11 protein-coding genes are annotated in these 15534 nt (G+C 46.3%); 4 read left to right on the top strand and 7 right to left on the bottom strand.

From position 1 onward, the window contains the following. Window positions 1-197: 197 nt before the first annotated feature. Both QT992_RS17105 and QT992_RS17110 read right to left on the bottom strand, forming a co-directional pair. Window positions 198-2402 (bottom strand): tetratricopeptide repeat protein, encoded by a 2205-nt coding sequence (locus tag QT992_RS17105; RefSeq protein WP_333377361.1) that lies wholly within the window; start codon window positions 2400-2402, stop codon window positions 198-200. A gap of 457 nt (window positions 2403-2859) precedes the next feature. Beyond that, on the bottom strand, window positions 2860-3801 hold the full coding sequence (locus QT992_RS17110; protein WP_333313361.1) for an NAD-dependent epimerase/dehydratase family protein: 942 nt from the start codon (window positions 3799-3801) through the stop codon (window positions 2860-2862). A gap of 260 nt (window positions 3802-4061) precedes the next feature. On the opposite strand from QT992_RS17110, the gene dnaG reads away from it, so the two are divergent. After that, window positions 4062-6080 carry a DNA primase gene (dnaG, locus tag QT992_RS17115; protein ID WP_333313363.1) on the top strand — a complete coding sequence of 673 codons (2019 nt, stop codon included), beginning with the start codon at window positions 4062-4064 and terminating at the stop codon, window positions 6078-6080. Between the two features lie 297 nt (window positions 6081-6377). Here dnaG and QT992_RS17120 read toward each other — a convergent pair whose 3' ends face one another. Next, on the bottom strand, window positions 6378-6893 hold the full coding sequence (locus tag QT992_RS17120; RefSeq protein ID WP_333313364.1) for a pentapeptide repeat-containing protein: 516 nt from the start codon (window positions 6891-6893) through the stop codon (window positions 6378-6380). Window positions 6894-6907: 14 nt separating this feature from the next. Between QT992_RS17120 and QT992_RS17125 the strand changes: the two genes are divergently transcribed. Continuing rightward, a complete protein-coding gene (locus QT992_RS17125; RefSeq protein ID WP_333313365.1) occupies window positions 6908-7498 on the top strand; it encodes a YraN family protein in 591 nt (196 codons plus the stop codon). A 141-nt stretch (window positions 7499-7639) separates the two neighbouring features. Here QT992_RS17125 and QT992_RS17130 read toward each other — a convergent pair whose 3' ends face one another. Further along, entirely contained in the window at window positions 7640-8029 is a 390-nt protein-coding gene (locus QT992_RS17130) for a hypothetical protein (protein WP_006632408.1), read from the bottom strand. 157 nt (window positions 8030-8186) lie between these two features. Here QT992_RS17130 and queA point away from each other — a divergent pair, with 157 nt between their 5' ends. Continuing rightward, entirely contained in the window at window positions 8187-9326 is a 1140-nt protein-coding gene (gene queA, locus QT992_RS17135) for a tRNA preQ1(34) S-adenosylmethionine ribosyltransferase-isomerase QueA (protein ID WP_333339558.1), read from the top strand. Between the two features lie 42 nt (window positions 9327-9368). Here the strand turns inward: queA and rpmF are convergent, their stop codons facing one another. Further along, on the bottom strand, window positions 9369-9542 hold the full coding sequence (rpmF, locus tag QT992_RS17140) for a 50S ribosomal protein L32 (protein ID WP_006632406.1): 174 nt from the start codon (window positions 9540-9542) through the stop codon (window positions 9369-9371). A 180-nt stretch (window positions 9543-9722) separates the two neighbouring features. Beyond that, window positions 9723-10199: a TM2 domain-containing protein gene (locus QT992_RS17145; protein WP_333339561.1), complete on the bottom strand. Its 477-nt coding sequence runs from the start codon at window positions 10197-10199 to the stop codon at window positions 9723-9725. 417 nt (window positions 10200-10616) lie between these two features. On the opposite strand from QT992_RS17145, the gene acsF reads away from it, so the two are divergent. Beyond that, window positions 10617-11693 carry a magnesium-protoporphyrin IX monomethyl ester (oxidative) cyclase gene (acsF, locus tag QT992_RS17150; protein ID WP_190738830.1) on the top strand — a complete coding sequence of 359 codons (1077 nt, stop codon included), beginning with the start codon at window positions 10617-10619 and terminating at the stop codon, window positions 11691-11693. Window positions 11694-11833: 140 nt separating this feature from the next. Here the strand turns inward: acsF and QT992_RS17155 are convergent, their stop codons facing one another. Next, window positions 11834-15460: a CHAT domain-containing protein gene (locus tag QT992_RS17155; RefSeq protein ID WP_333313369.1), complete on the bottom strand. Its 3627-nt coding sequence runs from the start codon at window positions 15458-15460 to the stop codon at window positions 11834-11836. Between the last annotated feature and the right edge of the window lie 74 nt (window positions 15461-15534).

Below are 15534 nucleotides of genomic sequence, written 5' to 3' on the forward strand. Positions count from 1 at the left end.
CGCCCGAAAAATACAACTTAGGATCGCGAATTAAATAACTTACAATTTTAATTGTTATTGTGGGATGGGCGTCCCGCCCGTCCTTTTTGGACGGGCGGGACGCCCATCCCACAAACTTGTGGAAGTTATTTAATTCTCATTCCTTAGATGCGGAATAACTTACACAAACAAAGTCCGCCTAAGCGGACTAATAACAATTATTGTTGTTGTTGGGATTCTAGCGGGCTGCTTCCTAGCTGACTTTCTGCCCGCTTTTTTGCTTCCATTGCCGCTCCGTAATCCGGTTTGTAGCGAATAGCTTTGTCATAGGAGGCGATCGCATCTTCGTATCTTTTTACCGCCACCAGTGCATTGCCGCGGCTGTACCAGGCTTCCGAGTAGTCAGGCTTGACATAGACGGCTTCATTGTAAGAGACTAGCGCATCTTCGTACCGCTTTAAATTGGACTGAGCATTGCCTCTATTGTACCACGCTTGATATTCTTTCGGGTTTAAATCTAAGGCTCTGTTATAACACTCAATTGCTTGTTCGTACTTGCGTAATTCGTGATATGACCAACCTAAATTATACCACGCTTGATAATAATCCGGTTTTAATTTGACAGCTTTTTCGTAAGCTTCTACCGCTTCTTCATGCCTCCGCATTTTCAGCAAAGCGATGCCTTTACTGTACCAGCCTTGATAAAACTTGGGCTGAAATCGCACGGCTTTTTCGTAGGCTTCAAAAGCTTCTTGGTTTTTGTTAACTTCTAGGAAGACATTGCCTAAATTGTACCAAGCTTCATAATTATCGAATTTGATTTCAACTGCTTTTTGATATGATTCAACGGCTCGATCGTACTGTTTTAATTTTTGGTGAGCTTGTCCCCGATTGTACCAGGCACGGTACAAATTGGGCTGAAATTTTACAGCTTTTTCGTAGGAAGTGATCGCCTCTTCGTACCGCTGCGAGTCTAACAGAACATCGCCTCTACCTTCCCACGCTGCGGCATAGTCGGGCTGGATTTTCAAAGCGTTATCAAAAGATGTGATCGCCTCTTGAGACTGTTGCAACTTATCCAAAGCATAACCGCGTCCCGTCCAAGCTTCCAAGTATTCCGGCTTTAATTCTATGGCTTTATCATAAGCTGACTGCGATTCTCGATATTTTTTCAATTCGTACAAAGTTTTGGCTTTTTCCTGCCACACTTCCGCGTAGTCAGGCCTGAGATTTATTGCTCGCTCATAAGCGGCCAGAGCTTCTTCAAATCGGCTTAAATTGTAAAGAGTATTACCTCGGTTGTACAGGTCAGTTGCATTGGCCGCATTAAAAGTATTTACACCATAAATAGATGCTATAATACTGATGCCAATTAAACTGGCGAGCGACAATATTTTTAAATACAGTTTTTTTCGGGATTTTACCTGCTTATTCGCAGCAGCAACCGGAGGCAATACAGGAACTGTACCGCTGAAAGAATTTTTCAATTCTTTAATAGCTTGCAGCGTTTCGCTGGCACTAGAATAACGTTGCCTAAAATCGTACTTTACCATCTTATCTAAAATCTTCGCAAATTCAGGACTGACGGATGTTTTGTCCTGCCAAATAATTTCCTCTGTATCGGGGTTCCTTGGCATTTGGTGAGGATTTATGCCAGTGAGGAACTGAATTGCGATCGCACCTGCGGCATAGATATCGCTGCTGAGTTTCGGGTTGCCGTGAGCTTGTTCGCTGGGCATATAACCGGGAGTACCGATGCTGACACTCAAGCTATTCTTGGGCTGAGGATTGGTGATTTGAGTAGTAATTTCTTTGACTGCGCCGAAGTCAATTAAAACTAATTTTCCGTCTTTATCTCTGCGGAGGATATTGCGGGGATTGACATCGCGGTGAATCACATTTTGTTGGTGTACAAAGTCTAAAATTTCGAGAAGTTCCTGCAATATACAAATGACTGCATCTTCCTGCATGACTCCTGCTGTTCCTCCTTGGTAAGGGGAACCCGCCCCAGTCGCCCTTTGGTAAGAGGAACCCCCCCCAGCCCCCCCTTGGTAAGGGGGGGAGCCAAGTCCAGCCCCCCCTTGGTAAGGGGGGGTTTGGGGGGGTATAATTTCCTGACTTAAATCGTGGCCTTCTATAAATTCTTGAACTAGATAAAACTCTTGATTCTCTTCAAAAAAAGCAAAAAGTCGGGGAATGCGATCGTGATTTCCCAACTTGTACAAAACTTGTGCTTCCGTATCGAATAAACGTCTTGCTACCTTTAGAGTTTCGGGATCGGTTGCGTGAGGTTTAAGCTGCTTGACGACGCAGAGGTGATTGCCTGGTAGCTGCTTATCTTCAGCTAAATAAGTTTGAGCAAATCCGCCGCCTCCCAAGTGACGGATAATGCTGTAGCGATTGCCGAGTGTTATTCCAAGCATGAGATTTACCTAATATTCCTAGTCTTTTGGAGAATTAGCTTCCAACCAAGCTGTTAAATCTTCGGCATTTGAAAATTCTAACATGACCCCTCGAAAATTTTTAATTGGTCGAACGACAACGGAGGAGTTTGAATTTCCATAAAATAAATTTCCGCGTGAAATCCTTGTGCAGTTCTTCAATCATTAATTGAGTTCCCTCATTTTTTGCTGTATTTTACCAAGCTAGCTTGTCTCATGTCGGCAGGTATAGAATTTGGATTTCAATAATTACAGACCTGCCATTGTGGAATTTTGCTATAACCTCTAACTAACTATCTTTGGTTTTGATGTAAGGCGCGCTGTGCGAACTTTACTGTGACAGTCTGTGGGCTTTTTTTCTTGTTCCCTCCCCTTAGTAAGGGGAGGGTTAGGGTGGGGTTCTAGATTGTGGCCGGCATTGGGATGCTCCCACTCTAACTTAACTTTGAACTGATTTCAAAATCTCGTCATCGACTGAAAAATCTACCTCAGCTTTGTCCCGCCCCGAAACTACATAATCATTCTGAAAAGAATCTTTTAAGCCAGAAAGTAAGTCAAATTCAGGCTGCCAGTTAAGATCGGTGACAGCTTTATTCACTGAAGCGAAAAAGTGCTGCAATCGCATCGGGAAAGCTTTCTTCTTGCCGAAGTCAAATTGTTTCGGATCGTAGTGTACAATCTTAATAGCATCAGGGGATTTGCCTGCCGCTTGAATGCAGGCGCGGGCTAAACCGTCAAAGGTGACAAATCGATCGCCCGAAACGTTGTAAATTTGCCCGATCGCCCTTTCGTTGCCCAAAACCGCCGCCATTGCTTTAGCCAAATCCTGACAGTGCCCCAACTGCGTGAAGTGCATTCCGTTACCGGGAATCGGAATCGGTCGATCGCGCACAATGCGATCGAAAAACCAAGCCTCCAAATCGTTATAATTTTGGGGGCCGTAAATGTAAGTCGGGCGAATCGAAGTCCAAGGCAAACCGGACTCGGCCAAGTAATTTTCGGTTTCGCATTTACCCAAATGCCGGCTTTTAGGATCGGTAGCGTCCCCTTCAATATGAGGCATTTGATCCGACTTCAAATAAACCCCCGCAGAGCTCATGTAAACAAAGTGCTGCACCCGCCCTTTAAATATTTCAGCTAAAGGCTTTGTATCGCTGAGTTCACGGCCGTTGTTGTCAAAAACCGCGTCAAACTCGACCGCCGATAACTTGTCGTGCAATTGTTCAACATTTGTGCGATCGCCCTGAATCTGCTTCACGCCCGCAACCGGTACAGGCTTGTTGCCCCGGTTAAACAACACCACTTCATGCCCTTGTGCTGCTAAAATCTTAGTAAGATAAACCCCGATAAACCGAGTACCGCCCATCATTAAAATTCGCATTATTTTCGATGCTCCTTACAGTTAGTGTAAATATCTTACAATAAAATTATGCCCTAGGGCGTGTTTTCTATCCCCGGATATCCCCTAAATCCCCCTTACAAAGGGTGACTTTGACACTGATTATTTCACCTTTTTAAGGGGGCTGGGATTTTGAATCTCATGAGAAATCACTCAGACTAGATAATTCATCCGTGTATCCGTGTCCTCATCCGTGTAGTGCTTTCCTTCTCCAATAATTTCAATTTGCCTAAAATAGCCCTATGCAAGTTCCCCGGCTGCATCCAGAAACAATCGAAGAAGTCAAACAAAGAGCCGACATAGTAGACGTTATTTCCGGTCGCGTCGTCTTGCGGAAACGCGGGAAAGAATTCGTAGGTTTGTGTCCCTTTCACGACGAAAAATCTCCCAGCTTTACTGTCAGTCCCGGCAAACAAATGTATTATTGTTTCGGCTGCGGTGCAGGCGGCAATGCTTTTAAGTTTCTCATGGAATTGGAGAAACGCCCTTTCAGCGAAGTAGTATTAGAATTAGCTAAAAATTATCAAGTCCCCGTCAAAACAGTCGAACCAGAACACCGACAAGAATTGCAGCGACAAATTTCTCTGCGGGAACAACTCTATGAAATCTCAGCACTAACAGCCAACTTTTACGAACACGCTTTGCGACAAACCCAAGGAGAAGAACCCCTAGCATATCTCAAATCAGAGCGCCAGCTAAGCGAAGAAACTATCCAACAATTTCAATTAGGTTATGCGCCCCAAGGTTGGGAAGCACTTTACAGTTATTTAGTAGAACAGAAAAATTATCCGGCGCAATTAGTAGAACAAGCTGGATTAATTGTACCCCGAAAAAATGGCGGCAGCGGTTATTACGATCGCTTCCGCAATCGCATTATGATTCCCATTCGCGACACCCAAGGCAGAGTCATCGGTTTCGGCGGCAGAGCTCTCGGCGACGAACAGCCGAAATACCTCAATTCTCCCGAAACAGAACTCTTCGACAAAGGCAAAACTTTATTCGCCTTAGATACGGCGAAAACAGCCATTAGCAAAGCCGATCGCGCAGTGGTTGTAGAGGGGTACTTTGATGCGATCGCACTTCAGGCCGCCGGCATCTCCAACGCCGTCGCTTCCCTCGGCACAGCCTTAAGCTTAAACCAAGTGCGGCAGTTATTGCGGTACACGGACTCCAAACAAATTATCCTCAACTTCGACGCCGACAAAGCAGGAACTCAAGCAGCAGAACGCGCGATTGGAGAAATAGAAAAACTCGCTTATCAAGGAGAAGTGCAACTGCGGGTGCTCAACATTCCCGACGGCAAAGATGCCGACGAATATCTCAAAACCTACTCCCCAGAACAATATCGAGAATTGCTCGAAAATGCTCCATTGTGGCTCGACTGGCAACTGCAACAAATGCTCGTCAATCAAGATTTGAAGCAAGCCGATACTTCCCAGCAAGTTACAAAAAAAATAATAAAATTATTAACTAATATCACTGACGACAATCAGCTAGCACATTATTTGCAAAAAAGCGCCGAAATTCTCAGCAAAGGAGATTTTAGACTCACAAAAATGCTCGCGGAAAACTTGCTCAATCAAGTAGTCAGCGATTGGGCAAGGCGGCAGAGTCAAGACGAATCTTTGACAATGCCCCTGTTAATTAGAAACAAGCTGAAGCCGACCAAACAATATAAAAAGCAGCGTGCAAGCGGCGAAAACAAAAGCTCAAAATCTAGCTTATCTGCCGTAGCCCGCAGTCTTTTAGAAGAAGCAGAAGCGCAATTATTGCAGATTTATTTGCACTGTCCCGAATACCGCCAAGATGTCAGAGAAGCAATAGAAGCTAGAGACGTGCAGTTTAGCCTTTCTCACCACAGATTTTTGTGGCACCAGATTGTGAATGCAGAAATCTTGCACAAAATGTCTTTACAAGTAGCGCCTTCAGAGTTAATATTGAAATTGCAAGATAGCTTCATTGAATATCCCAATCAACTAAATCAAATCTCGCATTTATTTCACTTAAATGAGTTCTCAGAAAGAAATGTTTATCGCGCACCTCTAGTAATTAGATCTGCCCTCGCCTGTATCGAGCAAATTATCAGCATGAAGCGCCGCCGAATTGCACTCAATATGTGGGAAAAAGCCAAGGCCGCTAGCAGTGGCGAAGAGGCTATAGAATATCACCAACTATTCTGTGCCGAACAAGAATGGCTCAAGGAATTAGAGCGGCTGCGTCAAGTTAATTTTTACGATTTAACCTCCGTGCCTTGGAGTTAATATCATTTTAGATCGTATCATGTCCGGTGGATCGATCGCGATTTTCGTAGGGGCGGGTTCACCAACCATACCGGCTAATAATTGACAAGCTCAAAAACCCGCCCCGGCCGGGATATTATTGTTAATCGATCGGACATGATATCAGTCCCAGACGCACACTCTATCTGTAGGGTGCTGATAGTTGCAGCTTACCCCTTACCTGAAATCAGGACACGGCAGTGCCGTTTCCCTACAATGAATCGGGGCAGGGAAACGGCATTGCCGTGTCCTCGGTTGCTGGTGTTACCGGAATTGATATCAATAATCGCAAAAAAGAGTTTCGCGAGTATCTCTACCCGTCACCGGATTAGTACCTTTTGCCACTTTACAAAGTTTTTCTATCATATCGTCTCGCAGCAGTGTCTCTGTAAAATCAGCACCGTCAATAATAGCTCCTTCCAGCCTGGTATTGTAAGCGAAAGCACCCTCAATGATAGCATTAGTTAAATTCGCTTTCATCATGCGAGCTAAATCTAAAGTAGCACCTGTGAAATTAGCGCCTTCAAAATTTGCCTCTTCCATATTGGCCGCAAAAAAGCTGACACCCCGCAAATCTGCCTTAGTAAAATTGCTGTTGCGAAGATTAGCTTTATTAAAACTGTCGTCAGTCAGAACTTGTCCACTAAAATCAGCGCCGACTAGGATTTCTTTGTCGTGATCCAAAGCGAAAGCAGGTGCGGGATTAATGCCGATCGCCCCAGTGGCAATTACTGCTAAAATAACAAAACTCAGCAAGAAAGTATAAATATGTTGGCGAATTCGAGAAATCATCATACAAGTTCAAGCTAATGGGCAGTCGTGACAGTTATGAATTGAATTTTACCAGAAAGCGCGATCGCCCGTTAGCGAAGCCCTCGAAGAGGATCGCCACCGCTGACTCCAATTGCCCCCAATCCCCAAACTCTAGGGATATCGGCACATTGGGAGAAAACTTAGTCGCCGACTGGTTGCAGCAGCAAGGCTGGGAAATCCTGCACCGGCAGTGGCACTGTCGCTGGGGAGAGATTGACATCATCGCACTCGGAAGAGATGAAGAAACCGCCAAAAACCAAGTTCTTCCCAATCACCATTCCCAAACATTAGCATTTGTAGAGGTGAAAACTCGCCGCCGGGGAAATTGGGATGCTGGTGGAATGTTGGCTATTACTACCACAAAACAAGCCAAACTTTGGCAAACAGCCGAAATATTTTTAAGCACTCATCCAGATTTAGCAAATAATTCTTGTCGCTTTGATGTCGCCTTAGTCAGGTGCGAACCTTCACAACAAAACACTAAGCGACTATTACCACCATTAACAGCAGCGCACGCTCAATCCGCCGTTGCAGGAAACTACCGACTCACCCTGCAAGAATACATTCGCTCGGCTTTTAGCATTTAAAAATATATAATTAAAAATTATCGGGCAAAGCCATCCGAAGGTAGCAATTATAAAGCAGAATAAAAAATTTCCCCCTCGGATACTCGGACACTTTCCCCCTTTGGGTCTCTGTCATAACAGTTAATTTATATGCGTAGCAATCTAGGCTAGAGTTTCCGGGCAATATCCCAGACCCTTGACAAACTGCTGGCGAAAGGCTTCAATTTCCTTACGGTCAGGGCTGCCGTGACAAACCACGGCAACCTGGTAGCGGCGCATCACGCTCAGTGGCGACTGTCCGGTTTCCAAACTCCAAAGCGCCATTTGCAACCGAATTTCAGGATCGTAAGGAATCCCGAGTTCGTTCATAAAAGCCCGAAAATCCCCGTGCATTTCAGGAGTTAAATATTGGCTCATTTTCACCTTTACCACCCAGCCGTCAATTTGGTGAATAACAGTGATAAATTGCAAGGGAAGATGATGAGCCGTGCGTAGGTAATCCACGACTCTCAGAGTAAGGCTAGTATTGGCGATGTAGTAGAGGTATTCCATAACGATCCTTATGAGCCTTATGAGCAAAGCTGATGCTATACCTCTATCATCCCGGGCTATACCCGCCACCACAAGGGGAAAAGCACCCGACTTTGGATGGGGGTTTTTACCCAATTTGTTACCCAGTTGACAGATCGATCGCACAGGAATTCACTCGATGACAGAGATGGACTGGTCTTTGGACGGCTATGACTACGAACTTCCGCCCTCGCGCATTGCCCAAAATCCCGTAGTGCCGAGGGACAGTTCTCGCTTGCTGGCTGTAGATTCTCCCAGCAGCCAGCAACACCGGATTTTTACGGATTTACCCGATTTGCTGCAACCGGGCGACTTGCTGGTACTGAACAACACCCGCGTGCTGCCAGCGAGGCTCTACGGGCACAAACCCAACGGCCCGGCTGTGGAGATATTGTTGATGGAAGAACGGCAGCACAACTGTTGGCTGGCTTTGGTTAAACCGGGGAAACGCTTAAAGTTGGGAGCAAAAATTGAGTTTGATCCCATCGCCCCTGCCGGTGAGAACTCGACCACAGATCCTTGCTGTTGCCGAACCGATGCCGCGATGCCCGCTCGCCGTCGATTGACTGCAACAGTTATAGACAGGGACGACGCAACAGGGGGACGGCTGTTGGAGTTTGACATCCCCACAGATGAGAATCTGGTGACGTTTTTGGACGAATACGGCCACGTACCCCTGCCGCCCTACATCGAAAATTCCCAAGCTTCAGCGGAACAGTACCAGACTGTTTATGCCGATCGGCTTGGGGCGGTGGCGGCCCCCACAGCAGGCCTGCACTTCACCGAAGAATTGTTCAGCCGCTTGGAACAGCGGGGAATTGAAAAAACTTTTGTCACCTTACACGTCGGAGTAGGGACGTTTCGCCCGGTGGAGGTGGCAGACGTGACGGCTCACAAAATGCACGGCGAATGGGTGGAAGTACCCGCCGCCACCGTTGAGAAAATTCGGGAAACTCAAGCCCGAGGCGGGCGGATTATTGCCGTGGGTACAACAGCAGTGCGAGCTTTAGAGGGAGCCGCCGCCGCGAGTGGCGATTTTTCCTTGCAAGCTTTTTGCGGCCCGACCAATTTGTTTATCTACCCTGGTTACAAGTGGCGGGTTGTAGAGGGGATGATTACCAATTTTCACTTGCCCCGCTCTACTTTGATGATGATGGTAAGTGCCATGATTGGAAGGCCTCGGCTGTTGGATTTGTACCGAGAGGCGATCGAGCATCAGTACCGCTTTTATTCCTTTGGCGATGCGATGCTGATTTTACCAGCAGCAAAAAAGGATTGATCGATCGGGCATCGGGTTCGCCCCATGCCCGGTATTCCGTTTCTATTCTTCCTCCTCTTCTTCATTGCCGGGATACACGAAGCTGTTGGAACGCCCAGTCAGAACAGATTTGCCCAGAGACAGAGCTTTCTGAGCTGCCACGACAGCTTTGCGCTTCCATGTGGCCTTACGCATATTCTTCTTGGATTTGGAGGTTTTCTTCTTAGGGACTGCCATGACGCTAAATACTTTCTGCTTGCTTATATAGACAAACAAACATTCTAGCCGATTTTGCCGGCAATGCTTACTCGAAAAACCGCAACAACTGCTGGGCCAACAATATCAAGTAGTAGGGTGCGTCAGCGATTAGCTTCTGGAACAACACATAAAATCCCCGAACTGACGCACCCGCAGCAGCTAAAGTTCGTGAAAGTGGTAGATCACGACGCCAGTTACCGCATCGTTCTCGATACTCACATAATCCGTTTTGAGCAGTGCCGTGAAAGCCTCTTCCACTTCGGCAAAAGTAGCGCCGGTTGCCATCACCCCTTGGGTGACAGATAATCTTCCGTTCTTGGTATAAGCTGCCTTCAGGAGTTTAACCCCTAACTGGTCTGGAGTTGGCTTGGGGTATGTCGCGGCGATCGCCCCGCTGACGGGATATAGCGGTATACCTTCGGGAGATACGCCGAGTTTGCCCCTGAGACTGGCATTGTGTTCGTCCACCATGTTCGGCAGCAGCAGCAAGTCAAACAATTGCCCAAACCCACACAAACCAAAGGTAAACAGCCACAGCAAACCCGTACCAATCTTGCCGTTGTAGAGGCGGTGGAGTCCGAATGGGCCGAAAAAACAAGCTGCCCATAAAAGGTAACTAACACCTAAATTGCTCATTTTCTGACCGTCCTGCCTGGTTATTCTAAGAATTGGAGTCCCTTTATCCATTTTGTACTTTCTATCTGGTGTTTGAACAGTTTGACACCAGCAGATATTTGTGCGTAGTCCGAAGTTATTGGTTATTTACTACCAATTCCCCAATTCCCCATGCCCCATGCCCCATGCCCATGCCCCATGCCCCATGCCCACTGAGTAATTTTGCGTAGCAATTCTTAACGCCAGCAACATATTTGCGCGGGCGAGAGCTTGGTAAACTGGAGGGCGTGGAAATTACAGCAGCTTAGACCTGGATTCCACACGGAGCGCCAAACCAAGCGCGCCGCCAGCGCTGGCCGGAAATACACGAGCGCGATCGCCCGCAGTACCCGACAATGGAAACAAGCGAGTAGTTATAAGCAGAAATCCAATAAACATATGGTAGATTCCCTCAAAAAACCCACTTTTGAAGAACTGCGGCCGGGAGTGAAAGCCCCAGCCAAAGAAACTATTCTCACGCCGAGATTTTACACAACCGACTTTGACGAGATGGCCAAAATGGACATCTCGGTAAATGAAGCCGAACTAGAAGCAATTATCCAAGAGTTCCGCGTTGACTACAACAAAAACCACTTCGTGCGGGATGAGGAGTTCGCTCAATCTTGGGATCACATTGACGGCGAAAAACGCCAGTTGTTCATTGAGTTTCTAGAACGTTCATGCACCGCTGAGTTTTCTGGGTTCTTGCTTTACAAAGAATTGGGACGCAGGCTCAAAGACAAAAATCCAGTGCTCGCCGAGGGTTTCAACCTGATGTCGCGCGACGAAGCGCGGCACGCCGGATTCCTCAACAAAGCCCTCTCGGACTTTAATTTGTCCCTGGATTTGGGTTTCTTGACAAAGAGCCGCAGTTACACATTCTTTAAGCCGAAGTTTATTTTCTACGCGACTTACTTGTCTGAAAAGATCGGTTATTGGCGCTACATCACGATTTACCAGCACTTAAAAGCCCATCCTGAAGACCAGATTTATCCGATTTTCCGATTCTTTGAAAATTGGTGCCAGGATGAAAACCGCCACGGAGATTTCTTCGATGCGGTGATGAGAGCTCAGCCTCAGATGTTGAACGATTGGCGCGCTAAGCTTTGGTGCCGTTTCTTCTTGCTGTCAGTGTTCGCGACAATGTATCTCAATGATATCCAGCGCGCGGGTTTTTATCGATCGCTCGGACTCGATGCTCGCGAATACGACATCGAAGTGATTAAAAAGACCAACGAAACAGCAGGCCGCGTATTCCCCGTCATGCTCGACGTGAACAATCCAGAATTTTATGAACGGCTGGATATTTGCCTCAAGAACAATCAGCAGTTGACTGCAATTGTTGCTTCTAATACTCCGAAATTCTTGCAATTCTTCCAAAAATTGCCTTTGTATCTGTCGAACGGCTGGCAATTAGTGAAGCTGTACTTCATGAAAACAATTGAATCACCTTCAGTACAGGGTGCTGTGCGTTAAGTTTTGATTTTTCATCCTCTGTGACGGCGGTTCTGCGACAAGCAGAACCGCTTTTTTTTGGTATCCAGATTCACCGCAAAAAGTTCTCGCCAGACTTACACTCGCCCGGAATTGGAATTAATGCTGGTTTTTCCTAAAATTTATCGCCATTCCCCCTGAAGGTTAAAAGCCGCCCAATAATAAGGAGAACGCCACTCTTCCTGCTTCAACATTTCCAGTTGCGCCGCCCTTAAAGCCGCCGCTGGGGTTAAGCCTTTTTGCAGCATTCCCTGATAGAAACTCGACATTAACGCAGCCGTTCCTTCATCATCCACATTCCATAAACTCACCACAACTCGCTTCGCCCCAGCATACATAAATCCCCGCGTTAATCCTACCATGCCCTCGCCTTGAATGTTCTGCCCTAATCCGGTTTGACAGGCACTTAACACTACTAAATCGGCTGCTAATTTGAGATTGAAAATATCAGTAAGTCGCAGGAATCCGTTTAAAGGGTTGCCCTTTTCATCTATCAGCGACAAGATGATTCCTGATAGTTCCGGGTTAGTGCTATTCGCTAAACCGTGAGTGGCAAAATGAATGATTTTATATTGGCTTAAGTTCTGACTGGTTGCTGCGGCGCGGCTGGCTGCAAAATCCAAAGATGCGGTGCGAGAATTGGCCGGAACTAACGCTTGAATGATTTGAGCTTCTTGGCGAGTGAATTTTAAACGGTCAAACTGTACGTTATTGTCCCCTCTGGAGCGACTTAAACCGAGATTTGCTGATTCTACCGCTTGCTGAGTGGTGGCTGAAGAAGAATTTTTAACTCGTTCATCGTTAGGACTAAAAACTGGATCGGCGAGCATTGCTAAAGTCCGAGTTGGGGGTTGTCTGTCATTGTAGTTTTGTCTTAAGATTCCCAAGGTGGAAGCGGAAGGCAGCAGCACGATTTCATGGTCTACAATTAAAGGCTGATTCCGGTTTTTACCAGGTGTTTCAGGGAGCGAGAGGGCGGCAAAGGGGAGGTAATTGAGAATGCCATCGCCAACAATCAGCAGGCGTTTTTGAGCGAGTTGTGCTGCTACGGGCTGTAAAATAATTTGACTAAGCGTGTTGTTAGCTTCAGCAACTCGATCGGGAATGTTTCGGTAGCGCGGGTTAGTCACAGCATTGCGGAAATTGCGGGCGGCTTTTTCGATGTCAACCTGTTTGGGCAATTCATAACTGGTGATACTGGTTTTAGTCACAGCCCAGAGATAGCTACGATGTTTCCCTAAAGAATACTGGAGTAAAATGGTATTGTCATCGAGGATTTGTTGTTGAATCTGTGCCAGCGTTAGAGGTTGCGGTTGGGTGAGGGTGGCGTACCGGGGACTGGTGGAGCGGATTTGGGCTTGAATGTCCTGATATTGTCCTAGTAAAGTTTGCCGTTTTTGGTCTAATTCTACTTTTTCTGCGGGGGTATGATTGGGGCGGCTTAGAGTTTCGATTCGGCGTGTTTCTAAGGCATCGAGTTGCTGTTGTAAATTGCGTTCTTGCTGCAATAATTCCGGGGCTACACCTTGGCGAATATCGGCGTTTGCTTCTTGAAGAAGTTCGAGAAGGCTGCGGGCGCGGGAACTTTCGCTGGCTTCTAAGGCTTTGCGATCGTAACCAGAGTTGGGATTAGTTTTGTGCAGTTCCATTAACAGCTCAATGTAGAACTGGTAATAGTGTTGTACGGTGGCAAAGTATGAGATGCGGAGCTCGTGGTTGGTAATTTTGGTGCGGAGGTTTTCGATGATTTTGATGGAGGTTTCAATGTCAGTGAGGGCTGCGATTAAATTGCCTCGATCGCCTTTGAGAATAGCCCTATTGTAGAGGGTGAGGGCTTCCCCAGGACGATCGCCCACAGTGCGAAACAGCGGCAGGGCTTGGTTGAAATATTCTTCTGCTTTCTCCAGTTTTCCCAATTCTGAGTAAGTATTACCTACATTGTTGAGGCTGTTGGCTTCTCCACGCCTATCGCCCGCTTTTTGTCTCAAATCGAGGGCTTGTTTGTAGTAGTCGAGGGCTGTTTGTTTTTCTCCCAAATCATAGTAGACTAAGCCAATATTGTTGAGGATAGTGGCTTCCTTAGTCCGATCGCCCATAGCCCGGAATAAGGGAAGGGCTTGGTTAAGATACTCTTTTGCTTTCTGTTTTTCTCCCAAATCGTTGTAGGCTAAGCCGATGTTGTTGAGTGTGGTGGCTTCCGCAGTGCGATTGACCAAAGATCTATCGCTGTTTGCGGGTAGGTTCGAGATGTTGCTGAGGTTGATACTTGCTTCAGGGCGATCGCCCATTTCCCGAATTAAGGAAAGGACTTGGTTATAGTAGTCGATGGCTTGCTGTTTCTCTCCCAAAGCATAGTAGAAGGCGCCGATATTGTTGAGGATGAGGGCTTGCATCTGGCGATCGCCTACAGTCTGAGACCCAGAAAGGGCTTGCTTGTAGAAGTTCAGGGCTTGCTGTCTTTCTCCTAATCTATTACTAATCAAGCCCATTATATTCAGCGTCTCAGCTTCCTTGTCCCGATTTCTAAGCATTTGATAAAGCGAACGCGCTGCATCAAACTTTTGCAAGGCCTCCTGGTAAGATGCTGCTGTTTCCTGAGCCAATAGTCGCTTAGCTTCCTGAAGCAATCGCTCGGCTTCATCTGTTTTTTGATTTAATCGTTGTTTGTTTTTCTCAATTAATCGATCGGCTTCTCCATCCGGGATTTGATTTCTACTGAGATCGAGGGTTGTCAGATATACCAATCCCGCTAAAGGTGTGGCATCTGCGATTTGATTTCTACTGATGTCTAGGTTAGTTAGATTTGTCAATCCCGCTAAAGGTTTGATATCTGCGATTTGATTTCTACTGAGATCTAGGGTGGGCAGATTTGTCAATCCCGATAATGGTTTCACATCTGCGATTTGATTTGATGCTAGGAAAAGCACTATCAGATTGGTCAATCCCGATAATGGTTTCACATCTGCAATTTTATTGCCACTCAAATAAAGAAAATTCAACTCCGTCATTGTCGATAAAGGTGTCACATCTACAATTTGATTAGATGCGAGGGACAGCCCTGTTAGATTAGTCAATCCCGCTAAAGGTTTTACATCTACGATTTGATTAGCTTCGAGGAAAAGCTCTGTCAGATTAGTCAGTCCCGATAATGGTTTCACGTCTGAGATTTGATTGAATTGGAGGACGAGGGATCTCAGATTAGTCAGTCCCGATAAGGGTTGCACATCTGTTATTTGATTTACACTGAGGTTGAGCCTTCTCAGATTGGTTAATTTTGATAATGGTTTGATATCGACTATTTGATTGCCAGCTAGGTCAAGTAGTGTGAGATTAGTCAGTCCAGATAATGGTTTCACGTCAGAGATTTGATTGGAAGTGAGGGTGAGAAATCTCAGATTAGTCAGTCCCGATAAGGGTTGCACATCTGTTATTTGATTTGAAATGAGGTTGAGCTCTCTCAGATTGGTGAATTTTGATAAGGGTTTGATATCGACTATTTGATTGCGAATTAGGGAAAGTTCTGTGAGATTAGTCAGGGTTTTTTGAGCGCGATCGCACTCTTGTGTTTTTGCTTTTGATAGTAACACCTCCACCGTATGTCTGGTTTCAGGGGGCAAATTCTCTTTGTTGGTACAAAAATCAGCAAAAGTTTCAAATGTCTGGGGATTTGGCGCGGCGGCAGATCCCATCAGGATAGTCGCACCTACAGTTAACCCCCAACGCCCCCAAGTCGAAAGTATGGGATTCATAAGCACTCGCTCAAAAAAGACATGATTAGCTGCTATCATAATCTATCGCACCTTGTGATTCGCGCTTTTCCTTC

Source organism: Microcoleus sp. T3_D1, assembly GCF_036700405.1.
Classification (GTDB): domain Bacteria; phylum Cyanobacteriota; class Cyanobacteriia; order Cyanobacteriales; family Microcoleaceae; genus Microcoleus.